Here is a 23,884-nt window from a genome sequence, read left to right as displayed (position 1 = left end):
GCACGGGGCTCCTACGCCCTCTCCCTCCATCGCCATCACCACCAGCTGAGGACCTGATGTGAACGGTGCGGAAGCAGTCGTAGCCACCCTGCGCGCGTGCGGAATCGAGGTGATCCTCGCCAATCCGGGCACCACTGAGATGCACCTGGTCTCCGCGCTGGACGGGGAACCCGCGGTGCGAGCCGTGCCCTGTCTGTTCGAGGGCGTCGCCACCGGGGCGGCCGACGGATACGGCCGGATGGCCGGGCGCCCCGCCGCCACCCTCCTGCATCTGGGTCCCGGGCTGGCCAACGGCCTGGCCAATCTGCACAACGCCCGCCGAGCCGCCACCCCCGTGGTCAACCTCGTCGGCGACCACGCCACCGGCCACAAGCGGTTCGACACGCCACTGGAGTCGGACATCGACGCGTTGGCCGGCACGGTTTCCGGCTGGCTGCGCCGGTGCACCGACCCTGCCGCCGCCGGTGCCGACACCGCCGCGGCGGTGGGCGCCGCCCTGACCGCACCCGGCCAGGTGGCCACCCTTGTCCTGCCGGGCGACGTCGCCTGGTCAGCGGGGGCCGTTCCGGGCGCTCCCCCGGCCGCGACGGCGCCGCCGCACGTGCCCGACGCCATCGTGGCCGCCATCGCCTCCGCCCTGCGTTCCGGGGAGCCCGCCGCCCTCCTGCTCGGCGGCCCGGCCACCCGCGGGCCCTCGCTGCGCACGGCGGCCCGCGTCGCCGCGGCGGCGGGAGCAAGGCTCCTGTGCGAGACCTTTCCCGCCCGCCTGGAACGCGGCGCGGGCCTGCCTGCCGTGGAGCGGCTCGGATACCTGCCCGAGGGAGCGCGCGCCCAACTCCGGGGTCTGCGCCACCTGGTGGTGGTCGGAGCCCGCGAACCCGTTTCCTTCTTCGCCTACCCCGGACAGCCGGGCAGGCTCGCCCCCGAGGACTGCCGTGTGCACACACTGGCCGGCTCGGGCGACGACATCGAGGACGCACTCGCTCACCTGGCGGACCTTCTTCCGCCCTCGGCAGCGGCCACCGTCACCGAGTCCCGGCCCGCTACGCCCACGGGCGAACTCGACGGCGAGACGGTGGCCGCCGCCGTGGGCGCGCTGCTGCCCGAGGACACGATCGTGGTCGACGAGGCCAACACCTCCGGCCTGTGGCTGCCCGCGGCGACCGCCGGGGTTCCCCCGCACGACTGGCTGACCCTCACCGGCGGCGCCATCGGTCAGGGCCTGCCGCTCGCCGCCGGCGCCGCCCTGGCCCGTCCGGACCGGCCGGTCGTCTGCCTTGAGGCCGACGGCAGCGCCGTCTACACGCTTTCCGCACTGTGGACCCACGCCCGCGAGGGCCTGGACATCACCACCGTCGTCCTCGCGAATGGCGCCTACGCCGTCCTGGAGATGGAGTACGACCGCCTCGCGTCGGCCCCGGACGCCCCTGGGCCCGGGCCCGCCCGCCGAGACCTGTTCGACCTGTCCCGGCCCGGCCTGGACTTCGTCCGACTCGCCCTGGGCATGGGCGTACCCGCGACCCGCGCCACCACTGCCGAGGACTTCACCGCACAGCTCGCCAAGGCTCTCGCGGAACCCGGGCCCCACCTCATCGAGGCACGCGTACCCGCCCTCTTCGGCCCACGGCGGCACACATGACGCCATGTGCGCCGACACGGTCGCGCGGTGCCGGCGAAGGGGCTCCGACGAGGTCCGCCCATCCCGCCCCGCCGTCCTGGTCGGCCGTCCGCCGGGACACCGGACGCACAACGTCCTGGTGCCGTGCCCGCTCACCGGCCGACGGGGAGTCGGGGTGTACGGACGCTCCGGCCCGGGTGGCGGGTGGTTCGGCACCGGTGTCGGGCCATCTGTCGGCTGCAGGCCGTCGGCAACCCCCGTACCGGGTGATCCGGCCTCTCACAGGGGTGGTGTCATGACCGCCGTCGCCGCAGTGTTCGTTCTCTGGATTCTCACGGGGGCTGTCTACGACACGGCCCGCCTGTGGACACCGGCCAGGAGCCGAAGGCCGTGGCGGTCCCGACCACGGATGCACCGCATGGTGCTGGAGGCCGCCGAGCGGCGACTGACGCGTCGGCGGTTGCACGGCCGGATCGATGCCGCCGCCTACCGGGCGAGGATGCGTGCGCTCGCCGACAACCGGCTCATGGAGTGACGCGACAAAGGTGGCGGACCCTCACGACCACACCCGCGCGGCATGCGGCAGACACCACGGCCGCCCGATCCGCGGCACCGTGAAACGTCTCCGCTCACTGGCGAACGCCCTGATCGCGGCAGTCTGGAGCACCCTCAGCCGGCCCGCTCCCAGCCCCGGCGCGGGGGGCGGGTGCCGGCTCCGTCGTCGCGGCTGCGGTAGACGATGTAGGGGCGGGTGAGGTAGCCCAGCGGCGCGGTGAGCATGTGGACCAGGCGGGTGAAGGGCCAGGCGGCGAAGAGCAGCATGGCGCTGATCGCGTGGAGCTTGAAGAGGATCGGGACGCCGGTCATCCGGTCGGGGTCGGGCCGGAGGAAGAAGATGCCGCGGAACCAGGGGGAGATGGTCTCGCGGTAGTCGTAGCCGCCGCCGATGAGGTTGGCGACGACCGTGGCGGACAGGCCGAGCATGATCGTCACCGTCAGGGAGACGTACATGGCCTTGTCGTTGCGGGTGGTGGCGGAGAAGACCGGGCCGACGGTGCGGCGCCGGTAGAGCAGGACGGCCAGCCCGCCGAGCGTGGCGGCGCCCGCGATCGTGCCGAGGACGACCGCGAGCAGGTGGTAGGTGTGCTCGCTGATCCCGGCCGCCTCGGTCCAGCTCTTGGGGACGACCAGGCCTGCGACGTGTCCGAGGAGGACGCCGAGGATGCCGAAGTGGAACAGCGGGCTGCCGAGGCGCAGCAGGCGCCGTTCGTACAGCTGGGAGGAGCGGGTGGTCCACCCGAACTTGTCGTAGCGGTAACGCCAGATGTGGCCCAGGACGAACAGGGCGAGGGCGAGGTAGGGCAGGACGACCCAGAGCAGGATGCCTCCGGTGCCCGCCTGCTCCGCCGCCACGGTGAGGGGCAGCGCGGACGTGGTCATCGGGGGCCTCCCACGACGGGGTCGGGCAGGAACACGGGCGACGCGTACGGGTCGAGGCCGACCTGTTCCCCGGGTGGGCCCTGGGCGGCGAGCCGCATGACGGCGTCGCGGTCGTCACCGGCGAGGGCGGGCAGGGTGGCGGAGACCGAGTCCAGCAGCGGCGCCCAGGGCGAACCGTCCTCGGTCAGGGCCAGCCGCAGCAGCTCCAGGCCGGCCCGGTGATCGGTGAGCAGGCCCGCTCCCGCGCCTGGTTCGGCGGCGGCGAACTCCAGGACGACAGCCAGGTGGTCCGGCAGCTCGTCCTCGCCCAGAAGCCATCCGGCGGCGGCGTAGGCCTGCTTCAGCCGCAGCAGGGCGAGGCCTCGTTTCCGGGTGTCGCCGTGGGCGTAGTAGGTCAGATGGAGGCAGCAGCGTTTGCGGTGGTCGAAGGTGGCCACGTAGGCGGCGGCCCGGTCCGAGGGTGCGGTCCCCTCGGCGTGTGCGGTGAAACGGAGCAGGGGGCCGGCCACCGGACCGGGCAGGGCGGCGGCGACCTGGCGGGCCAGTGCCAGGTGCTGCTCGAACTGCTCGTCGGGGTAGGCGAGAAGCAGGGACTGGGCCTGCCAGGCGTAGGAGTGCCAGGGCTCGGTGCGGTCGGTGCGCCGGAGGCTTCTTCTCATGACGTCGGTTCTCCCTCCCCGCCGCTGCCGGCCGGTCTGTCGGGGAACAGGCCGGACGGGGAGCCCTTGCCGTCCCAGTTGAGGAGGTTCACCCGGGTGTCCTTGTCGGTGGGGGCGGCGGAGGTGTCGGCGGTCTGGCGGTCCCGTAGTACATGGAAGTTCTCCACGGCGACGGGTACGGGGGCGCCGGAGGTCTCACCGAAGGGGCCGGAGCCGCCCATGCCGGGTCCGCCCTCGCGGTCCAGGCTGCACTCGGTGGCCAACTCCTCCAGCTGGTGGGCCTGTTCGGCATGGGCGGGCGGGATGACGTACCGCTCGTCGTACTTGGCCAGCGCCAGCAGCCGGTACATGTCGTACATCTGCTCCTCGCTCATGCCGACCGCCTCGGGGATGGCGGCGTCGGGTTCGCGGCCGAGGTTGATGTCGCGCATGTAGGACCGCATCGCCGCCAGGCGGCGCAGTACCGCGTCCACCGGGGCGGGGTCGCCTGCGGTGAACAGCTGGGCGAGGTAGTCGACGGGGATGCGCAGGGCGTCGACGGCGGCGAACAGGTTGCGGTGGTTCTCGGCGTCCCGGCCGGTGTCGCGGACGGCGTCGACGACCGGGGACAGCGGTGGGATGTACCAGACCATGGGCAGGGTGCGGTACTCCGGGTGCAGGGGCAGCGCCACCTTGTAGGTGTTGATCAGGGCGTGGACCGGGGAGCGCCGGGCGGCGTCGATCCAGTCCCGGGGGATCCCCGCCCGCTCCGCCGCGCGTACGACGTCGGGGTCGGCGGGATCGAGCAGGACACCACGCTGGGCCTCGTACAGATCGGTGTCGTCGGGGGTGGACGCGGCCTCCAGCACCTTGTCGGCGTCGTAGAGGACGAGGCCGATGTAGCGCAGCCGGCCCACGCAGGTCTCGGAGCAGACGGTGGGCAGGCCGACCTCGACGCGCGGGTAGCAGAAGGTGCACTTCTCGGCCTTGCCGGTGCGGTGGTTGAAGTAGACCTTCTTGTACGGGCATCCGGTCACGCACATCCGCCACCCCCGGCAGCGGTCCTGGTCGACCAGGACGATGCCGTCCTCCTCCCGCTTGTAGATCGCGCCGGAGGGACACGAGGCGGCGCAGGACGGGTTGAGGCAGTGCTCGCAGATCCGCGGGAGGTAGAACATGAAGGTCTGCTCGAACTCCAGCCTGATCTTCTCCGAGACCTGGTTGAGCAGGACGTCCTTCTCACCGGTGGCCGTGGACCCGGCGAGGTCGTCGTCCCAGTTCGCCGACCAGGCGATCTTCATGTCCTTGCCGGTGATGAGGGACTTGGGGCGGGCGACGGGGGTGTGGTCCTGGAGCGGCGCGTTGGTCAGGGTCTCGTAGTCGTACGTCCAGGGCTGGTAGTAGTCGTCCAGGGACGGCAGCACCGGGTTGGAGAAGATCGTGACCAGCTTCTTGAACCGGCCGCCCGCCTTCAGCACCAGCCGGCCCCGCTTGTTGAGTTCCCAGCCGCCGCGCCAGGTCTCCTGGTCCTCGTAGCGGCGCGGATAGCCCTGGCCGGGGCGGGTCTCGACGTTGTTGAACCACACGTACTCGACGCCGGTGCGGTTGGTCCACGCCTGTTTGCAGGTGACCGAACAGGTGTGGCAGCCGATGCACTTGTCGAGGTTCATGACCATCGCCATCTGTGCCATGACGCGTCCGACAGTGGCTTCGCCACGGGGCATCAGTAGGTCACCTCCTGGTCGGTGCGACGGCGGACGACGGTGACCTCGTCACGCTGGTTGCCGGTCGGGCCCAGGTAGTTGAAGGCGTACGACAACTGCGCGTACCCGCCGATCAGATGGCTCGGTTTGATCAGCAGCCGGGTCAGGGAGTTGTGGATCCCGCCCCGGCGGCCCGTCGTCTCGGTGCGCGGCACGTCGATGAGCCGGTCCTGGGCGTGGTGCATGTAGACGGTGCCCTCGGGCATGCGGTGCGAGACGACCGCCCGGGCGGCGACCACGCCGTTGCGGTTGACCGCCTCGACCCAGTCGTTGTCCGCCACGCCGATCTTCGCCGCGTCCGCGGTCGACATCCAGATCGTCGGACCGCCCCGGGAGAGGGACAGCATGAACAGGTTGTCCTGGTACTCGGAGTGGATCGACCACTTGTTGTGCGGGGTCAGATAGCGGACGGTGACGCCCAGTTCGCCCGTGTCGCCGACGCGTGGCTCGCCGAACAAGGCGTGCATGTCCAACGGGGGCCGGTAGACGGGGAGTTGCTCGCCGAGGGCGGTGATCCAGTCGTGGTCGAGGTAGAAGTGCTGGCGGCCGGTGAGGGTGTGCCAGGGCTTGAGCCGCTCGACGTTGACGGTGAACGGGGAGTAGCGGCGACCACCGGTCTCCGAACCGGACCACTCCGGGCTGGTCATGACGGGGACCGGGGCGGCCTGGGTGTCGGCGAAGGTGATGCGCGTGCCCTCGTGCTCGGCGGCCAGGTCGGCCAGCCGGGTACCGGTGCGGGCCTCCAGCGTGTGGAAACCCTGGGTGGCCAGCTGCCCGTTCGTCGTCCCGGACAGCGCCAGGATCGCCTCGCAGACCTGTGTGTCACGGGCGATCGACGGGCGGCCGTCGCCGGCGCCGCCGCGCACCACACCGTTCTTGTGGCGCAGGTAGTCGAGTTCCTTCTCCACGCGGAAGGTGACGCCCTTGGTGGTGGCACCGAGGGTGTCCAGCAGGGGGCCGAGGGCGGCCATCTTGTCGGCGATCGCGCCGTAGTCGCGCTCGACGGCGATCAGCCTGGGCATCGTGCGGCCCGGAACCGGCTCACACTCCCCCGCCTTCCAGTCCCGCACCCGGCCGTGCGGGTTGGCGAGTTCGTCCGGGGTGTCGTGGAGGAGGGGCGCGGCGACCACGTCCGTGCGCACGCCCAGGTGGTCGGCGGCCTGGCGGCTGAACTCGGCCGCGAGGGTGTGGAAGGCGTCGAAGTCGGTGCGGGTCTGCCAGGGCGGGGCGATCGCCGGGTTGAACGCGTGCACGAAGGGGTGCATGTCCGTGCTGGACAGGTCGTGCTTCTCGTACCAGGTCGCGGCCGGCAGCACGATGTCCGAGAAGACCGTCGTGCTCGTCATCCGGAAGTCGAGGGTGAGCAGCAGATCGAGTTTGCCCTCGGGGGCCTCCTCCCGCCATACGACGTCCACGGGCCGGGCGTCCGGCGGCGCCTCGGCGGCGCGGACCGAGGAGTCGGTGCCCAGGAGGTGCTTGAGGAAGTACTCGTTGCCCTTGGCGGAGGAGCCGAGCAGGTTGGCCCGCCACACCGTCAGCACCCGCGGGTGGTTCTGCGGGGCGTCCGGGTCCTCACCCGCGAACCCCAGGCGCCCCGCCCTGAGTTCGTCCACGACGTGCTCGCCCACCGGGCGCCCGGCGGCCTCGGCCTCGTCGGCCAGGTCGAGGGGGTTGCGGTCGAAGGTCGGGTACGAGGGCATCCAGCCCATCCGCGCCGACTGCGCGACGACGTCCGCCGTGCTCTTCCCAGCGAACGGGTTGCCCCCGCCGGCCGCGGCGAGGGTGTCCGCGGAGAAGGGGTCGTAGCGGAACTGGTCGCTGTGCAGGTACCAGTACGCGGTCTGGATCATCAGCCGGGCCGGCCGGTTCCAGTCCGCGGCCGTCGCGATCGCCGAGTAGCCGGTGATCGGGCGGACTTTCTCCTGGCCGACGTAGTGGGCCCAGCCGCCGCCGTTGACGCCCTGGCAGCCGGTCAGCGTGGTCAGGGTCAGAAAGGCCCGGTAGATGGTGTCGGAGTGGAACCAGTGGTTGGTGCCCGCACCCATGATGATCATCGAACGGCCGCCGGACTCCTCGGCGTTGGCCGCGAACTCCCGGGCGATCCGTGCCGCCCGTTCCGCGTCCACCCCGGTGATCCGCTCCTGCCAGGCGGGGGTGCAGGGCTCGTCCGCGTCGTCGTAGGAGGCGGGCCAGCGCCCTGGCAGCCCGTCACGGGCCACCCCGTACTGGGCCAGCAGCAGGTCGTACACCGTGGTCACCAGGCGTCCGGCGATCCGGCGCACCGGTACGCCGCGGCGCAGGCTCCCCGCGCTGCCGTCCGGTGCGTCGAAGCGGGGCAGCTCCACGACGACCGGCGCCTCGTCGCCGCCCTCGGCGGACAACAGGGGGCGGATGTCGCCCAGTTCGAGGTTCCATTTCCCGAGGCCCGACTCGCCGTAGCGGTCGCCCAACGTCCCGTTGGGCACCACCGGCCGCCCGGTGGCCGCGTCGAGGAGTACGGTGCGGAACTCGGCGTGCTCGGCCTCGACGTGCTCGCCGCCGAGGTCGGCCGCGGTCAGGAACTTGCCCGGTGCGCAGACGCCCGGCTCGCGTTCCTCCAGGGCCACCAGGAAGGGCAGATCCGTGTACTTCTTGACGTAGTCGGTGAAGTACGGGGTGCTCCGGTCGACGAAGAACTCCTTGAGGATCACGTGCCCCATGGCCATCGCCAGCGCCCCGTCGGTGCCGGGCTGAGCGGCGAGCCACTCGTCGGCGAACTTGACGTTGTCCGCGTAGTCCGGGGAGACCGCCACCACCTTCTGGCCGCGGTAGCGGGCCTCGGCCATCCAGTGCGCGTCCGGTGTGCGGGTCACCGGCAGGTTGGAGCCCCACATGATCAGGTAGCCGGCGTCCCACCAGTCCCCGGACTCCGGTACGTCCGTCTGGTCGCCGAACACCTGCGGCGAGGCGACCGGCAGATCGGCGTACCAGTCGTAGAAGGACAGCATCACCCCGCCCAGCAGGGAGTAGAAGCGCGCCCCGGCCGCGTGGGAGACCATCGACATCGCCGGGATCGGCGAGAAGCCGGCCAGCCGGTCCGGGCCGTACTCCTTGGTGGTGTGCACGTGGGCGGCGGCGGCCAGTTCCACCGCCTCCTCCCAACTCGCCCGCACCAGGCCGCCCTTGCCGCGAGCGCGCTTGTAGCGGCGGGCGCGTTCGGGGTCGGAGACGATGTCCGCCCAGGCCGCCACCGGGTCACCGAGGCGGGCCTTGGCCTCCCGGTACATCTCCAGCAGGACGCCGCGTACGTAGGGGTAGCGGACCCGGGTGGGCGAGTAGGTGTACCAGGAGAAGGCCGCGCCTCGGGGGCAGCCGCGGGGCTCGTACTCGGGCCGGTCGGGTCCCACCGAGGGGTAGTCGGTCTGCTGCGCCTCCCACGTGATGATGCCGTCCTTGACGTACACCTTCCACGAGCACGAGCCGGTGCAGTTCACCCCGTGGGTGGACCGCACCACCTTGTCGTGCGACCAGCGGTCCCGGTAGAAGGCGTCCGCCTGCCGGCCACCCGATCGGTGCAGCGTACGGAGATCGTCGGAGACCTCCGCCCGGGTGAAGTACCGGCGGGAGCGCACGAGCGCGTCCACCAGGTCGTTGTCCATCCGCGCCTGCGCCCGGCCGGTTTCGACGCCCACCATGTCACTCCGCCCCGGGCGCGCGGGCCCCATCGGGTCTCGAACTGTTTCGGTCATACGGTTGCCCGTGCCACGCCGGGACGGTCCGGCCGTACGGTCGGCCACGGACCGCCGGGCAGGCAGCGGACCGGCACAGGGCGCCTCCCGCCTGCACGAACGCTGCCTCGACAGCTTCGCACTCCTCGGCGATGAGGTCGGCGAGGGCGGGCGCGGACACGCCGTGCCGCTCGTTGAGGATGTGCTCCCGCGGCAGGTCCAGGGTCACGCTGAGCCGCTGTGGCCAGGGCCGCGAACAGGCCGCGCTCCTCGACCTGGGTGTGCGGACCGGGCACCGCGGCGATCTCTCGGGCGACCGCCCGGCAACCGCGGCACTCGCACATCGCCTGGTCTCCTTTCCCGCTCAGCGCGTCTGGGGCGCGGGTACGCGGCGGGTGACCGCGTGCCGCACTCCGACACCGGTGAAGGTGAGCGCGGCGGCGGCCACCCCCGCGAGCAGGACCAGGCCCAGGCCGTAGGAGCCGTACGCGCCGTACAGCGCGCCCATCACGAGAGGCGGTACGAATCCGCCGAGGCCGCCGGCCGCGCCGACGATGCCGGTGACCGAGCCGACCTTGTCCGCCGGGGCCAGCAGGGCGACAAGGGCGAACACCGCGCCGCTGCCCGCGCCCAGGGCCGCGGCCATGGCCAGGAAGGCGATGGTGCCGGCCGGCGCCAGAGCGGGCGTGAAGGACTGAGCGAAGGCTCCGGCGAGCACCAGGGCCAGCGCCCCGGTCAGCACCGGCACCGGGCCGATCCGGTCCGACAGCCAGCCGCCGACCGGACGCATGGCCACGGCCAGAAGCACGAACCCGGCCATCCGGTTGGCCGCGTCGGCCTGGGTGAGGCCGTAGCCGGTCTTGAGATAGGTGGGCAGGTAGACGGAGAAGGCGACGTAGCCGCCGAACACCACCGCGTACAGCGCGGACGCCTGCCAGGTGACACCCAGCCTGCACGTGGCCGCCAGCCGGTGGGCCAGTGACTCGGTCGGTGCGACGCGTCCGGGCGCGTCCCGCAGCACCAGGGCCGCGAGGACCGCGTAGACGGCGAGGACCGCCGCGGTGATCAGGAAGGGGGTTTTCACGCTGTGCGCATTCACCAGTTTCACCGTGGTCAGGGCGCTGATCGCGGTGCCGCCCATGCCCATCCCGAAGACGCCGATGGCCAACCCCCGCCGCTCCGGCGGGAACCAGGCGTTCACGAACGGCACCCCGACGGCGAAGGCTGTCCCGCCGACCCCCAGGAAGAAGCCGCCCACCAGCAGCGCGGTCAGCGACGAGTGCCCGGCCAGGCCCACGTAGAGCACGGGCGCGATGGTGGTCGTCGACACGATCGGGAACATCACCCGTCCGCCGAACCGGTCGGCCAGGGCACCGACGGGGACACGCCCGAGGGAACCGACCACGACCGGCACCGCCACCAGCAACGACTGCTGGAAGGAGCTGAGTTCCAGGCTGTCCTTGAACCGCGGACCGAGCGGGCTCAGCAGCGCCCACGCCCAGAAGTTGACGGCGAATCCGATGGTGGCCAGGGCCAGCATCAGCCATGCCCGGCCCGGCAGCGGCGCGCCCGGAACCGGCTTCTCCTGATCTGTCGGATGGACCATCCGTCCGCCCCTTTCCCGCTCGTGCGGCTCGGTGTCACCACGGTCGGAAAACCGCGGACCCCCGGCCGGGCGACTCCGGCCACTCTTCACGTCGGAACGTCCCGGCGACATGGGCCAACGGTCCCTGTTCTCAGGGTGGACAGCCCCCTGGCAGGAACTCCGCACAACACACATGCCGGGGTGTTCCGCCGATGTCGCCGCCGTACCGGAACCGGATCAACAGTCCGGGCGGACCCCAGGGCCGCACCGTTCCCGTCACCGACCGCGGACCGGCTTCCTTCCCGTCCCGACGGGCCCGCAACAGTGCGGCCCTGGCATGACGTTCGATGCCCAGCCACACACGGTGCCGCCGCGCACGCCGGTGCACCTGCACAGGATGCGGCCCGAGACTCCGCGTCACGAGCGGCCGTGGAAACCGCCGACGGACGCCGTCTTGCCCACGGTGTCCCTGACTCCGCAGCGCTTGATTCATATGGGCCGTTCGGCCGCGACTTAGGGCCGAACGGCCCTCCTTTTGTGCCTGCGGCAACGGGATCGTAGCGGGACGCCCTGACTGTGACGACTCAGGCCGACAGGCACCACGGAGGTAGAGAACGTGATCCATAGGCGCGCATGTGTCACGACTGTGGCGCCCCTGTCCCGGACGCGGGCATTGACGGTGCGCACGTGCGGCCGGAACGGCGGCGGCGCCCCGCACAGAACCGGCCGGCGCGTGGGGGCGGGCGGGTGAAGTCGAGAGTCGGCCCCCGGCGTGGTGGGCCACGGCCGAATGGGTGAAGTCATGCGATGCTCCCGGAACTTCTACTAGGCGGGCTGCGCGGTACGGACCGGCGCTGATGTGGAACACCGACCCCGGCACTGCTCCACGGCACCCGCGGTCGGACCCGGGTCCCGGTCGGACAGGCCAGGAACGTCACGCCGAAGCAGGTCCTCGCCCGTGGTACCTCGCCGACCGCGAGCGACGCGGAGTCCTGTCCCGGTCACTGCGCCCTGCGCACCCCGGGGGTCGTCAGGATCACCGGCGTGTTCCCGGTCGACGCCTCCGCCGGCCAGGTCCGCCCTGGGTGCGGCGAAGTCACCCCCGCCCCTTGCCACTCGGGGAAACACACAGGACAGGAGACACAGTGCTCAATTCACGGAGAGCGGCGGGAACCCTCGTGTTGGGTGGTGCGCTCGCCGCCACTCTCGGGTCCCTTCTCTACCCGGCCATGATCGGACTCCAGAAGGTCACCAGCGCGCCCGAACGAGTCATCGCCACCCCGGCGACCGGACCGCTGACCGAAGCCGACCGGGACTTCGTGGTGGAGGTGCGCTCCGCCGGGCTGTGGGAGTACCCCGTCGGTCAGATGGCCCTGCGGAAAGGTACGACGAAGGCGGTCAGGACGGCCGCGGAGCACCTGATCGACGGACATGCCTCGCTGGACGCCGCGTCCCGTAATGTCGCCGGGCAGCTGGCCATCACGCTGCCGAACCAGGCATCGCCCCAACAGCAGGGTTTCGTGGCCACGTTGAACGCGGACACCGGCAGACAGTTCGACACAGACATGGCCACCATCCTGCGCGCGACGGACGGCCGTCTCCTCGCCACGATCGCGAGCATCCGCACCACCACCAGGAACTCACTGGTCCGTTCTCTGGCGAACCAGGCCAACGGCACCATCCTGGACAGCGTCACGGTGCTGGAGCAGACCGGCCGCGTCGACTTCAACCAGGTCCTCGCCCAGGAGACCACCACATCCGGACTCCCGGCCCAGGCGGTGACCCCGCCGCCTCCGGTCGCGGGCCAGCCGCAGGTCGTCCTCACCCCCGCGGCGAACAGCACGTTCTCGCCGAGTCCGTCGGTGCGATGAGGGGTTGGGACGAGGGCTGTGGAGACGGTCCGAAAATCTCCACGCCAGCACGGCGGCCGTGACGGGAAAGGCCGCCGAGCATCGATCCGCCGGCGGTCCGGCTGTGCGGCGCTTGGCGCACCGGCCGCGCGATCCTCCGTTGACCGAAGCACTTTTCCCGGAAGCGTCTCGCCCACCGACGCACAGGATCCGCGGGCGGGTTGACGCCGGCCTTCACCACGGGTGGACGCCTTCGGGCAGGGCTGTGAAACGCCGCTGTCGAACTCCCGTGCCCGGACGGGCCTCAGCCGGTCGTGCGCCGCCAGCGTTCGGCCGTTCGCTCCCACTCCTCGTCCCAGCGGTCGGTGGCCCGGCGTTCCACCCGCAGTCGGACCAGGCGTCCGCCCCCGAGGACGATCAGTCCTCCGGCCAGGCCTGCGCCCGTCCCGGTCATGACCACACGAGCCGTAGCCACGGCACGCGTCGCGGGAGGACTCGTCAGGTGGCCGTGTCCGTCCGTCCACACCCGCACTTCGCCGCCGACGCCGGTCCCGGCCTTCACCACCGTGGTGCCGGTGCGGACCGTGCCGTGCGCGTCGCTCCACCGCACCTCGCCCTTGACCTGTCCGTATGCGGCGCCTGTGGTCACGTCCCGCGCTCCGCCCGGTGCGATGTCGACGAGCGTCGCGGTCACCGGTCGGCGCTCCGCCCGGTCCCGGGCCTGCGCGGCATCCATGGAATGGGCGCCGGTCACTCCGGCGAAGACCCCGCCTGCTGTCGCCAACGACCATGCGGCGAGCACGATCCACGCCTCCACCAGGTCGCTGTGCCGACGCAGTTCGTTACGCCGCAAGCGCCACCCCAGGACCTTCACGAGCCTGTTCTTCCGCATCGGTCACACCTCCTCGTGGACGACGTGAATACGAGAACGACAGGACGTTCCCACGCGGCGGCGGGCGGCCGGGAGGGGCCGTACGTCCACCGCGCGGGGGCCGGTGGGACTGACACGAGGACCGGTCGGACCACGCCGTACCGGTGCGACGCCACGCCTGGTCGAAAGACCGTCAAGAACCGACGACCCGTACGACGGACAAGCCAGACCGGGACCCTCCGGCGAGGCCCAAGGCCGAACGGCCCCTCCCCCGGTGCGCCTCCTGCGGCCACCCTGGGCAACAACACCGAACAGCCCGGTCGCCTCTTCGGCACAGGGCGGGGAGGAGACCTCATGCCCACCACGGTGCTCGACGCCCCGACCCTGGAGACGCTGATCGCGGCATCCGTCGCGGCACCCTCGATCCACAACACCCAGCCATGGCGGTTCCGCCTCGACGCGCCCACGTTGACGCTGGAGATCAGGGCTGTCGCGGATCGCGGGCTCCGTCACACCGACCCTTCCGGGCGTGCCCTGCACATCTCGGTCGGCTGTGCGCTGTTCAACCTGCGGGTCGCCATCGCTCACCACGGCTGGGAGCCCGTGACACGGTTGCTCCCCCGGCCCGAGGAACCGGACCTGCTGGCCACCGTACGACTCGGCGGCTCCGCACGGTCGTCCACGTCGGTGCCCCTGTTGTACGAGGCCGTGTGGCGTCGTCACAGCAGCCGCTTCCCGTTCTCCGATCGGCAGGTGCCGACTTCCGTGCTGGCGGAACTGGCCGAGGCGGCGCAGGCCGAGGGCGCGGTGCTGGACGTCCCGGAGCCCATGGAGGTGGACCGGTTGCTGCGGCTCACCGGGCAGGCGGAGCAGCGGAACACCGCCGACACGGACCGGGCCGTGGAGAGCCGTCGTTGGGTGCACGCCCCGAACCCCAACTCCCTCGGCATGCCGCCCGAGGCGATCGGTCCGCAGGACTTCCGCGAGCGCATCCCGATGCGGGACTTCGGTGCGCACCGGCGTCCGGCCGGCCTTGCCGCCCGGCCCTTCGAGAAGCGCCCCTCCGTCGTCGTACTGTCCACACTCCACGACCGCCGGGCCGACTGGCTGCGCGCCGGAGAGGCTCTTGAGCACGTCCTTCTGGTGGCCACCGGACACGGCGTCCGGGCTTCGCTGCTGCACCAGGCCCTGGAGTGGCCAGATCTGCGCGAACAACTCGCCGACGGCCGACGCGCGCACCCGCAGATGGTGGTCCGCCTCGGCTACGGGCCAGAGGGACCCGCCTCACCGCGCCGGTCGGCGCGGCAGGCGCTGACCGACTGAGGGTGAGAGCGTGATGCCCCGGGTGCGTAGCCGCGCGGGCTTTTCGTCTCGGTAGCCGGGCCACGTCGACTGCGCACGGTCCGCTTCGCCGTGACCACGTGACCACGTGACCGGAGGACCTGCGTCCCCTCCCGGTCGAAGCGGGGCACGTCTGGCCGCGTCCCGTCGGGCGCCGGTTTCGGCGGCATCCCCGCGGAACGCGGCCCTCTCGTTCTCAGTGTTCGGTAGGCCTGGAACCGTCCGTGCGCAGCACCGCCAGGCGATTGCGGTACTCCTCCTCGTCGATCTCCCCTCGGGCGAACCTGTCGGCGAGCACCTGCTCGGGAGGGGGCGAGCCATGGGGGTGCGGCTGTTGGGGGGTATGTCCCAGCCTACGGATGAGCAGGACGGCGACCGTCAGGAGCACGGACCACATCAGGACCGAGCCGATCGACATCGCGAACCAGTTCCAGCCACTCATGTCGTGCTGGTTCCAGTACATCATCACGGTTGTCACTCCTCACAGGTACGGAATCACGGCGACCGGACGGTCGCCGTGTCGAACGGCGGCGTGGACGCCGCGTGCCGCGCACCCGATCCCCTTCGGAGGCGAACTCGACCGGCGTCCCGTCGGGATGTCCGGAGCCCGGAACACGTCCGCGTCCGCCGCAGGCATGATCGGCACCTCCCGCCGGTCGGTGTGTTCTCGGTGCCAGCGTGGTTGTTCGACGACCCGGAGGGCAGGGACCTCCGGTACCCGCCCGGGGGCCATCCGGCCCCAGATGTCCGGCGGGCCGGTCGCGGGCGGAACACCCCGTCGCGAGGAAGGGGCCACTCGACCCGGCTGTGTGCCCTCTCAGTCCCTGGGCCGACGGCCGGCGGAGCGAAACGCTGTTAGCAGCAAGGGAGTTGGCAACGCCCGTCCCCGAAGGGAACCCTCGCGATGAGTACGGAAGCCACCTCCCCGGTCCACCCCGCCCGGCTGACCGCGGAACTCGGTCAACCCCTGTCCCGCTGGCTGTGGTTGGTGAAGTGGTTGCTCGCCCTCCCCCACTACGTCGTCCTGTTCTTCCTGTGGGTCGCGTTCGTGGCGGCGAGTGCGGTGGCCTTCTTCTCGATCCTGTTCACCGGGCGCTATCCCCGCCCGCTGTTCGACTTCAACACCGGCGTGCTGCGGTGGAGTTGGCGCGTGGCGTACTACGCGTGCGGCGCTCTGGCCACCGACCGCTATCCCCCCTTCACCCTCGCGGACGTGCCCGACTATCCGACGCACTGGGACGTCACGTACCCGGAACAGCTGTCCCGCGGACTCGTCCTGGTGAAGTGGTGGCTCCTGGTGCTGCCGCACTACCTCGTTCTCGCCTTCCTCCTCGGCGGGATCAAGCTGCCCCTGGCCTCGGGCGGACTCGTGGGGCTGCTGGCCCTGTTCGCCGGGGTCTCGCTCGCCGCCACCGGACGCTACCCACGCGGTCTGTTCGACCTGGTGATCGGCCTCAACCGGTGGGCACTGCGCGTGGTCGCCTACGCGGCACTGCTCACCGACGTGTACCCGCCCTTCCGGCTCGACCAGGGCGGTGACGAGCCGGGGGCCGCGTCCTGACCCGTCCGGGGCCACTGTGCTCGACGGGACTGCCGGCTGTGCTTCGCAGATACGGCATCGCGAGGTCCCCGCCCAGAAGCAGACGCCCAGGTGACGGCGGCCGTCAGTCCGGCAGACGCAGTCGGCACGTGTCCCCCGGCTGCACCCGGAACTCCCGGTCCGGGAGCCGGATGTCGATCGGCGAGCGGTCGGACGAAGGCACCGTCACCTCCAGGCGTCCGTGCTCCAGGCGCAGCCGGACACCCCAATGCCCCCGGTAGCGCAGGGAGAAGCCGTAGGACGACAGTTCCGGCAGCGGCACCGGGTTCAGTCGCAGGCCGCCCGCCCGGGTCTCCAGACCGGTCAGTCCGCGCTGGACGAGGTCGAGGGTGCCGGCCATGGCGCCCAGGTGGATGCCCTCACCCGTGGTGCCGCCCTGGAGATCGGCGACATCGCCGCGCAACGCCTCCTGGCAGTACGTCCACGCCTCGGCCCGCCGGGCGCGGGCCAGGACCCAGCCGTGGACGAGGCCGCTGAGAGTGGAGCCGTGGCTGGTGCGCCGCAGATAGTGGTCGACGGTACGCCGCCAGGTCTCGTCGTCGAGCCGATGTCCCAGCCTCGCGAACAGCCTGGCGAGTTCCTCCGGTGGGAAGAGGTAGCCGAGCATGAGCACGTCGGCCTGTTTGGACGCCTGGTAGCGGTTGACCGTGTCGCCCTCCGCCTCCAGGATCCGGTCCAGGCGGCGGATGTCGCCGTACCGGTCGCGGTAGTCGTCCCAGTCGAGTTCGGCGAGGTCGCCGTAGCCCTCGAACTGGCTGACGACACCGGCGTGGAAGGGCACATGGAGCGTGCGTGAGACGTCCTCCCACTGTTCGAGCTCGCCGTCGTCCAGTCCGGTGCGCTCGGCGAGTTCGCGCAGCCGGGGTTCCGGCAGACTCCGCAGCACCTCCAGCGCACGGGTGAGCACCCAGGCCGCGGTGACATTCGTGTAGGCGTTGTCGTCGAGACCCGGCTCGGGGGCGTCCGGATAGGCGTCGTGATATTCGTCCGGGCCCATCACGCCCCGGATGCGGTGCCGGCCGAGCGTCTCGTCCCAGGTCGCCGACTCCGCCCAGAAACGGGCGATCTGCAGCAGCATCTCGGCACCCTTGGTGTGCAGGAACTCGGAGTCGCCGCTGGCCTCGCAGTACTGCCACACGTTGTACGCGACCGCCGAGCCGACGTGCCGCTGGAGCCGTGAGTGGTCCGGGAGCCAGCGCCCGGAGCGGGGGTTGAGATGCAGCTCCTGGGTCTCCTCGCGCCCGTCGCTGCCGCTCTGCCACGGGTAGAGGGCACCGCGTCGGCCCACCGCGCGGGCGGCGGCACAGGCCCGGTCGAGCCGACGGTGCCGGTAGCGAAGGAGGGCGCGGGCCACTTCGGGGAAATGGAGGCCGAGATAGGGAAGGACGAACAGCTCGTCCCAGAAGACGTGCCCGCGGTACGCCTCGCCGTGCAGGCCCCGGGCCGGTACGCCGACGTCCAGGTCCGCCGTGTGCGGGGAGAGGGTCTGCAGGACGTGGAAGAGGTGCAGCCGCAGGATACGGCCCGCTTCCCCGGGAACGTCCAGGTCGGCCCGGCGCCACAGCTGGTCCCAGGCCGTCAGATGGGTGTCGAGCAGTTCGTCGAAGGACGGTGCCGCGCCCACCCGGTCGATCGCCGCGCCGAGCGGATCGCTGATCGCCGGATCGCGTGAGGTGTGCAGGGCGACCGTCTTGTCGACGGTCACCGTACGCCCGGGAAGCAGGCTCAGGCGCACCTGTTGGCAGGCTCTGGTCGCCTCGTGCAGGTCGGTGACCGGTGGGTCGGCCGTCAGCCGCGAGGCCAGGCCGATGCGGATGTCGGAGGCGCGGGTGCGGCAGCGCAGCCACACGGTGTCCTGCTCGACGGATCCGGTGTGCACCCGGGTCAGATGGCGGCCGTCGAGGTCCCGGTAGCGTGCCACGCCGGCGTTCGTGACACCGCCGTCCAGGGCGGCCTCCACTTCGAGGTCCCCCGAGAAGTCCTCGGCGGTGAACTCGGTGCGCAGGGCGGCCAGATGAGGATCGCCCATGTGGACGAGGCTCTGCTGCCGCACGGCCAGCACCCGCCCCCCGCCGAGCTCGTAGCGCGTCCGGCGTTCGAGCAGTCCCGACGCCAGGTGCAGCACCTGCCGGTGGTCGCGGACCTTCGTGCGGTCGGGGCTGAGCCACTGCTCCGCGAGGGGGCGGAACCGGAGGGACAGCCAGTTCGGGACGTTGACCATGTCCTCGTTCTCCACCCGTCGTCCCGCGACTTCGGTGGTGAGCCGGTCGTAGCAGCCCGCCACGTATGTGCCGGGGTAGTGAACGTCGTCGGCGGCGCACTCGGGGAGTGCCCCGCGGGTGGCGAAGTAGCCGTTGCCCAGCGTGCACAGCGACTCCCGGAGGCCCTCGTCGGCCGGGTCGTAGCCCTCGTACTCCCAGGTCTGGTCGGTCACGGCCGTACCCCGTCGGTTCCGGTGGCTGCGTCCGCGAGCAGCTCGGCGAGGTCGGTGACGACGATGTCGGCGCCGTGCCGCAGGAGGCCGTCCCGTGTGTCCGGGCCGAGCGCCCGGTCCACGCCCACGACCAGACCGAAGCCGCCCAGACGGCCCGCCGCCACGCCCGCCAAGGCGTCCTCCACGACGGCGGCCCCCGTCGGGGGTACGCCGAGTCGGCGCACCGCTTCGAGGAAGAGGTCGGGCCGGGGTTTGCCCGCGAGCCCGAGACGGGCCGCCTCGGCGCCGTCGACCAACACGTCGAAGAGACCGAACACCCCTGCCCCGACGAGCAGTTCACGGGCGTGCCGGGATGCGGAGGCCGCCGCGACGGGTACGCCCGCCGCCCGCAGGGCACGCACCAGGCGCACCGTCCCCGGGTAGGCGTCGACACTCTGTCGACGGATCCGCTCGACGAACAGGGACTCCTTGTCCGCGGCGACGGCCTCCACGGTCGCCGCCGTCGGCTCGACGCCGCGTGCTGCGAGGAAGGCGGCGGCACCGTCGCGCCGGGACCTGCCGTCGACGTAGCGCAGGTAGTCGTCGGCGATGTCGAAGGGGCGCCGCTGCGCGGGGTCGTCGGGCGGGTGCTCGGTGAGGAAGCCGTCGAAGGCGGTCTTCCAGGCGGCGGCGTGCACGCGGGCCGAGTCGGTGATGACCCCGTCGGTGTCGCACACGACCGCCTCGACGGCCCGTAGCCGGGGTACGAGCGCGGAACGGGACGCGACGGCCTTCATGGCTTCCTCTCCGGACGGGCGGCCACCACGTTCACACCGGCTGCGGCACGACCGCCACCGGGCACTCCGCGTGCTGGAGCAGGGTGTGGCTCACCCGGCCGAGCTGGAGTCCGAGGTGTCCCGGCCTGCGTCGGGCTCCGACGATCACGAGGTCGGCGGCGCCCGAGCGGTGCACGAGGACGTGGTGCGCCGGTCCTTCGACGGTGGCCCGGTGCACCCGGACTCCCGGATGGTCGGCCGCGGCCTCGCGCACCAGTTCGTCGAGCAGCGCCGAGGCCTTTTCCTCGTGCCGCCGGGCCGGAAGCGACGAGAGCGCCGGGTCTTCGGCACCCTCGTGGACCGGGCAGCGCCAGGCGCGTACGACGTCCAGGACGCAGCCGCGCGCCTCGGCCTCACGGAACGCGAAGCGTACGGCCTCCGTGCCGGCCGTCGCCGGGTCGCCGGCGCCGAGCAGGATGCGCTCGTGGGAGCCGGCACGGCCCGCCTCGTCGCCCCGCACCACGATGACCGGACTCTGCGCACGGGCCGCCACGGTCAGGCCGACCGAACCAAGGAGCAGGCCGGCCAGCTCACCGCGCCCGCGGGATCCGGTCACCAGGGCGAACGCGTCGCCCGCCTCGCTCAGGAGCGCGTCCGCGGGCTCGGCGGGGACGATGTCGGTGGTGACCTTCACCCCGGGGGCGCGCCGCTCGGCGCGTTCGGCCGCCGAGGCGACGAGGTTCTCCGCGAACACGCGCAGCGGCGGACGGCTGAGGTCGTTGAGCGGCACGGCCCGCTCGTAGTGCTCCCAGCGGGAGGCGTGCACCAGCCGCAGCGGGAGTCCGTGCCGGACGGCCTCGTCCACGGCCCAGTCGACCGCCAGCAGACTCGCGTCCGATCCGTCGACGCCCACGACCAGGGCGAGTGTCATCGTCCCCACCGCCTTTCAACGGAACGCCGTGTCGGGTGACCCAGGGTTCCTGTATCCACCGTCGCACCGGTCGGCAGCCCGTACGAGGGTCGGTTCGGCCCTTCGACGGGGTCGTTCGGCCCTTTCGGTCGGCCGCAGTGGAAGGCGGACGGGACGTCGCGGCACCTCCGGACCGTTCGGCCGGTCCGGTCAGTCGTGCGGCACCACGGCGACGGGCGCGCAGGCGTGTTGGAGCACCGCGTGGGTGACCGGCCCGATGTGGCCGCCTAGCGGGGCGTGGCGCCGCTTCCTTCCCACGACGACCAGGGCCGCGTCCCGGGAGGCGTGGACGAGGTGCCGGTCGGCGCCGCCGATCGCCGTCTGCGCGCGGACCTCCACGCCGGGGTATTTGTCACGCCAGGGGCGCAGGACGTCGTCCAGTCCCTGGCGCGGCTCGCCAGCCGCCTCAATGGCCGGGCCCAGGTCCAGGGCGTCGTCGTAGCCGTTGGCGGCCGGTTCGTTCCAGCCGTGGACCACCCGCAGACCGGCCGCTCGACGGCGGGCCGTCTCGAAGGCGAACTCGATCACCGCGTCGCACGGGTCCTCGGCGTCCAGTCCCAGCACGATGTCGCGGTACGGGGTGGTGACCGACCCGGCGTCCCCGGCATCCGGGAGATGTTCGTCCTCGGCGTGCGCGCCGGCCCGCACCAGGACGACGGGCCGCTCGGCGCGCGCCACGAGGGCGAGGGCGACGGAACCGACCAGGAACCCGGCGACGGAACCGAGCCGCCGGGACCCGAGGACCAGCAGTTCGCTTTCCGCTGCGGCGCTCAGCAGGGCCGGGACGACCTGCTCCTCGACCTGTCGGCCGGTGATCCGGAGCCCGGGGTGGCTCGCCGCGAGCCGGGACTGCGTCTCACGCAGCAGGTCGGCCGCCCAGGCGCGCTGCACCTCGGTCACGTCGAAGGTCGGGAACCCGGTGAACGGCGCGTACAGGGGGCGCAGTGAGTCACCCGCGTGCACGAGGCTCAGGGGCACGTCGCGTTGCAACGCTTCGCGGGCGGCCCAGTCCGCGGCGGCGAGGCTTTCGGGTGAGCCGTCGAGACCGACGGTGATGGCTGACATGTGCGACCTCCTTCAGGATGCACCGTCAGTCTCCGCGGCGGACACCGGTGGCAGGAGGGGCCCGAGGTCCCTGTCGGGGGCCCGACCGGCCCTCTGGGACAGGGGGAACGCAGGCCTCCCGCACGCGCGGCCGAGAGCCGCCGACGCTCAGCCGGCGTCGCCGTCCCCGCCCGTCGCCGTCTTGGAGTAGCCGTTCTCCCAGGCGGCCTTGGCGCCGGAGTCGCCGATGCGGTAGACGTCCACCACGGCTCCCGCGGCGACCACGAGCGACAGCACCGCGACGACCACTCGCACGGAGGTGGCGGACCGGCGCGGGCCGGCCTCGGAGCTCGTTCCGGAGGCGGCCGTACGGCGGGCCGCCCACCAGACGACGGCGGCGAGGAGGAACAGGCCCCCCGCCCAGGGCAGCAGGCCGTCACCGAGTTCGGTGTGCCGGCGCACGAGTGCGGTGTCGCCGACGTGTCGCTCCAGCCATTCGCCGGCCTGGGTGGTGAGCGGCACGCTCACGAGGGTGACCAGGGCCGTCAGCGGCAGCACGATGCCCATGCGTCGCGCCACGTTCGGCCGGATCGCGGCGACCACCAGGGCCAGCGCGGTCAGGGGGACGAGGACGACGACGAAATGCACGAGCAGGATGTGCGCGGGCAGGCCGTTGACCAGACTCATGTGGGCTTCTCCAGCGGGTTGGGCCATGGGGGGGGCGAAACAAGGAGCGCGTCAGCGTGGCACAGGAACCTCTCAGGTTCCTCTGAGCGCGGTGACACCTGACAGTCACACACCCGGTGGTCCTCCGCGTTCCTCCGCGGAGGACCACCGGCGTTCGGAGGCTCAGCCGACGAACTCGCCGACCGCCGCCTTCAGTTCGCTCAGTCCCTTCTTCGCGTCGGTGAAGAACATGCCGGTCTTCGGGTCGGTGTACAGCTCGTTGTCGACGCCCGCGTAGCCGTGTCCCATCGAGCGCTTGATGACCACGACGCTCTTGGCCTTGTCGACGTCGAGGATCGGCATCCCGGAGATCGCGTTGCCGGGGCGCCTGGCCATGGGGTTGGTCACGTCGTTGGCACCGATGACGAGGGCCACGTCCGCCTGCGGGAACTCGGGGTTGATGTCGTCCATCTCCCTGAGCTGGGTGTACGGCACGTCGGCCTCGGCCAGCAGGACGTTCATGTGGCCGGGCATCCGGCCGGCGACGGGGTGCACGGCGTAGCTGACGTCGATGCCGTGATCGGTCAACAGCTTGGCCAGGGCGCCGAGTTCGTGCTGCGCCTGGGCGGCGGCGAGGCCGTAGCCGGGGACGAAGACGACCTTGCGGGCGTACGCCAGTTGGACGGCCACGTCGTCCGCGGAGAGCGACCGCACCTGAGCCGGGGCGCCGTCCGCACCGGGCGTGGGCGTGCTGTCGCCCGTGCCGAAGCCGCCGATGACGATGTTGGTGACGGAACGGTTCATGGCGTCGGCCATCAGCTTGGTCAGGATGCCGCCCGAGGCGCTGACGAGCATGCCCGCGATGATCAGCGCGGTCTCGTCGAGGACGAAGCCGGCCATCGCGACCGCGGATCCGGTGAAGGCGTTCAGCAGGGCGATCACGACCGGCATGTCGGCACCGCCGATGGGCAGCACCATGGTCACGCCGAACAGCAGGGCCACGGCGGCGAGTCCGTACAGCGCCGGGCGGGAGTCGGGCGCCAGCACCAGCCAGACCGTGCCCGCCACGAAGGACACCGGCAGCAGCACGTTCAGCAGGCGGGCCCCGGGGAACACCACGGGCGCCCCGGAGACGACGCCCTGGAGCTTGCCGGCCGCGATCAGCGAGCCGGCGAAGGTGACCGCGCCGATGACGATGTCCAGCGCGCCGGGCAGGGAGACCCGGGCGCCCAGTGCGGCCGGGTGGCCGGCCTGGAGCAGGTCGTCGACGGCGATGAGAGCCGCCGCGCCGCCGCCGACGGCGTTGAAGACACTGACCAGTTGGGGCATGTCGGTCATCTTGACCCCGCGGGCCGCGTACAGGCCGAGTGCGGCGCCGATGAGGCCGCCGGAGGCGAGGACGAGCCAGCCGGTCGTGGTGATGGTGGCCTCGTGGATCACCAGACCCACCGTGGCGGCGATCGCCACGGCCATCGCTCCGGCGGAGAGGGTGTTGCCGCGCCGGGCGGTACGCGGGTGGTTCATCAGGTGCAGGCCGAGGACGAAGCAGACGGCCGAGGCGAGAAAGACGTAGTGGACGGTGTCGGAGAAGGTGTCCATGGC

General features: G+C 71.9%; 18 protein-coding genes. 5 read left to right on the top strand and 13 right to left on the bottom strand.

All coding sequences use genetic code 11. From position 1 onward, the window contains the following. Positions 1-58: 58 nt before the first annotated feature. Entirely contained in the window at positions 59-1,639 is a 1,581-nt protein-coding gene (locus ACIQPR_RS34040; RefSeq protein WP_403656178.1) for an acetolactate synthase large subunit, read from the top strand. A gap of 388 nt (positions 1,640-2,027) precedes the next feature. After that, positions 2,028-2,153, top strand: coding sequence for a hypothetical protein (locus ACIQPR_RS34035; RefSeq protein ID WP_403656175.1), 126 nt, complete (start codon positions 2,028-2,030; stop codon positions 2,151-2,153). Positions 2,154-2,287: 134 nt separating this feature from the next. On the opposite strand, the gene narI is transcribed toward ACIQPR_RS34035, so the two are convergent. From narI to ACIQPR_RS34010, 5 genes are all read right to left on the bottom strand, one after another. Then, positions 2,288-3,058, bottom strand: a complete 771-nt coding sequence (narI, locus tag ACIQPR_RS34030) for a respiratory nitrate reductase subunit gamma (protein ID WP_403656172.1) — start codon at positions 3,056-3,058, stop codon at positions 2,288-2,290. Beyond that, on the bottom strand, positions 3,055-3,717 hold the full coding sequence (narJ, locus tag ACIQPR_RS34025; protein WP_403656168.1) for a nitrate reductase molybdenum cofactor assembly chaperone: 663 nt from the start codon (positions 3,715-3,717) through the stop codon (positions 3,055-3,057). Before narJ ends, narI begins: the two co-directional genes overlap by 4 nt. Further along, entirely contained in the window at positions 3,714-5,420 is a 1,707-nt protein-coding gene (gene narH, locus ACIQPR_RS34020) for a nitrate reductase subunit beta (RefSeq protein WP_403656165.1), read from the bottom strand. Before narH ends, narJ begins: the two co-directional genes overlap by 4 nt. After that, positions 5,420-9,133 (bottom strand): nitrate reductase subunit alpha, encoded by a 3,714-nt coding sequence (locus ACIQPR_RS34015; RefSeq protein WP_403656162.1) that lies wholly within the window; start codon positions 9,131-9,133, stop codon positions 5,420-5,422. Before ACIQPR_RS34015 ends, narH begins: the two co-directional genes overlap by 1 nt. 397 nt (positions 9,134-9,530) lie before the next feature. Then, positions 9,531-10,706 (bottom strand): MFS transporter, encoded by a 1,176-nt coding sequence (locus ACIQPR_RS34010; RefSeq protein ID WP_403656485.1) that lies wholly within the window; start codon positions 10,704-10,706, stop codon positions 9,531-9,533. A 1,274-nt stretch (positions 10,707-11,980) separates the two neighbouring features. Between ACIQPR_RS34010 and ACIQPR_RS34005 the strand changes: the two genes are divergently transcribed. Then, complete coding sequence (locus tag ACIQPR_RS34005) at positions 11,981-12,622, top strand: DUF4142 domain-containing protein (protein WP_403656159.1); 642 nt, start codon at positions 11,981-11,983, stop codon at positions 12,620-12,622. Between the two features lie 283 nt (positions 12,623-12,905). Here ACIQPR_RS34005 and ACIQPR_RS34000 read toward each other — a convergent pair whose 3' ends face one another. Next, positions 12,906-13,493: a hypothetical protein gene (locus tag ACIQPR_RS34000; protein WP_403656156.1), complete on the bottom strand. Its 588-nt coding sequence runs from the start codon at positions 13,491-13,493 to the stop codon at positions 12,906-12,908. Between the two features lie 333 nt (positions 13,494-13,826). Between ACIQPR_RS34000 and ACIQPR_RS33995 the strand changes: the two genes are divergently transcribed. Further along, positions 13,827-14,795 (top strand): Acg family FMN-binding oxidoreductase, encoded by a 969-nt coding sequence (locus ACIQPR_RS33995; protein WP_403656153.1) that lies wholly within the window; start codon positions 13,827-13,829, stop codon positions 14,793-14,795. A 214-nt stretch (positions 14,796-15,009) separates the two neighbouring features. Here ACIQPR_RS33995 and ACIQPR_RS33990 read toward each other — a convergent pair whose 3' ends face one another. Then, positions 15,010-15,279 carry an SHOCT domain-containing protein gene (locus tag ACIQPR_RS33990; protein WP_403656482.1) on the bottom strand — a complete coding sequence of 90 codons (270 nt, stop codon included), beginning with the start codon at positions 15,277-15,279 and terminating at the stop codon, positions 15,010-15,012. A gap of 438 nt (positions 15,280-15,717) precedes the next feature. On the opposite strand from ACIQPR_RS33990, the gene ACIQPR_RS33985 reads away from it, so the two are divergent. After that, entirely contained in the window at positions 15,718-16,374 is a 657-nt protein-coding gene (locus ACIQPR_RS33985; protein WP_403656150.1) for a DUF4389 domain-containing protein, read from the top strand. Positions 16,375-16,477: 103 nt separating this feature from the next. Here the strand turns inward: ACIQPR_RS33985 and ACIQPR_RS33980 are convergent, their stop codons facing one another. From ACIQPR_RS33980 to ACIQPR_RS33955, 6 genes are all read right to left on the bottom strand, one after another. Further along, on the bottom strand, positions 16,478-18,847 hold the full coding sequence (locus tag ACIQPR_RS33980; protein ID WP_403656147.1) for a glycoside hydrolase family 65 protein: 2,370 nt from the start codon (positions 18,845-18,847) through the stop codon (positions 16,478-16,480). Continuing rightward, entirely contained in the window at positions 18,844-19,623 is a 780-nt protein-coding gene (locus ACIQPR_RS33975; RefSeq protein WP_403656144.1) for an HAD family hydrolase, read from the bottom strand. Before ACIQPR_RS33975 ends, ACIQPR_RS33980 begins: the two co-directional genes overlap by 4 nt. 31 nt (positions 19,624-19,654) lie before the next feature. Next, positions 19,655-20,533 (bottom strand): universal stress protein, encoded by an 879-nt coding sequence (locus ACIQPR_RS33970; RefSeq protein ID WP_403656141.1) that lies wholly within the window; start codon positions 20,531-20,533, stop codon positions 19,655-19,657. Positions 20,534-20,722: 189 nt separating this feature from the next. Then, a complete protein-coding gene (locus ACIQPR_RS33965; RefSeq protein WP_403656137.1) occupies positions 20,723-21,637 on the bottom strand; it encodes a universal stress protein in 915 nt (304 codons plus the stop codon). Between the two features lie 147 nt (positions 21,638-21,784). Further along, positions 21,785-22,303: a DUF2231 domain-containing protein gene (locus tag ACIQPR_RS33960; protein WP_403656134.1), complete on the bottom strand. Its 519-nt coding sequence runs from the start codon at positions 22,301-22,303 to the stop codon at positions 21,785-21,787. A 162-nt stretch (positions 22,304-22,465) separates the two neighbouring features. Next, positions 22,466-23,881 (bottom strand): NAD(P)(+) transhydrogenase (Re/Si-specific) subunit beta, encoded by a 1,416-nt coding sequence (locus ACIQPR_RS33955; protein ID WP_403656131.1) that lies wholly within the window; start codon positions 23,879-23,881, stop codon positions 22,466-22,468. Positions 23,882-23,884 lie beyond the last annotated feature (3 nt).

The sequence above is a fragment of the Streptomyces sp. NPDC091280 genome, assembly GCF_044768565.1.
In the GTDB taxonomy this organism is placed as follows: domain Bacteria; phylum Actinomycetota; class Actinomycetes; order Streptomycetales; family Streptomycetaceae; genus Streptomyces.
Note: the sequence above shows the minus strand (reverse complement) of the source record. Positions and strands in the feature narration are given on the sequence as shown.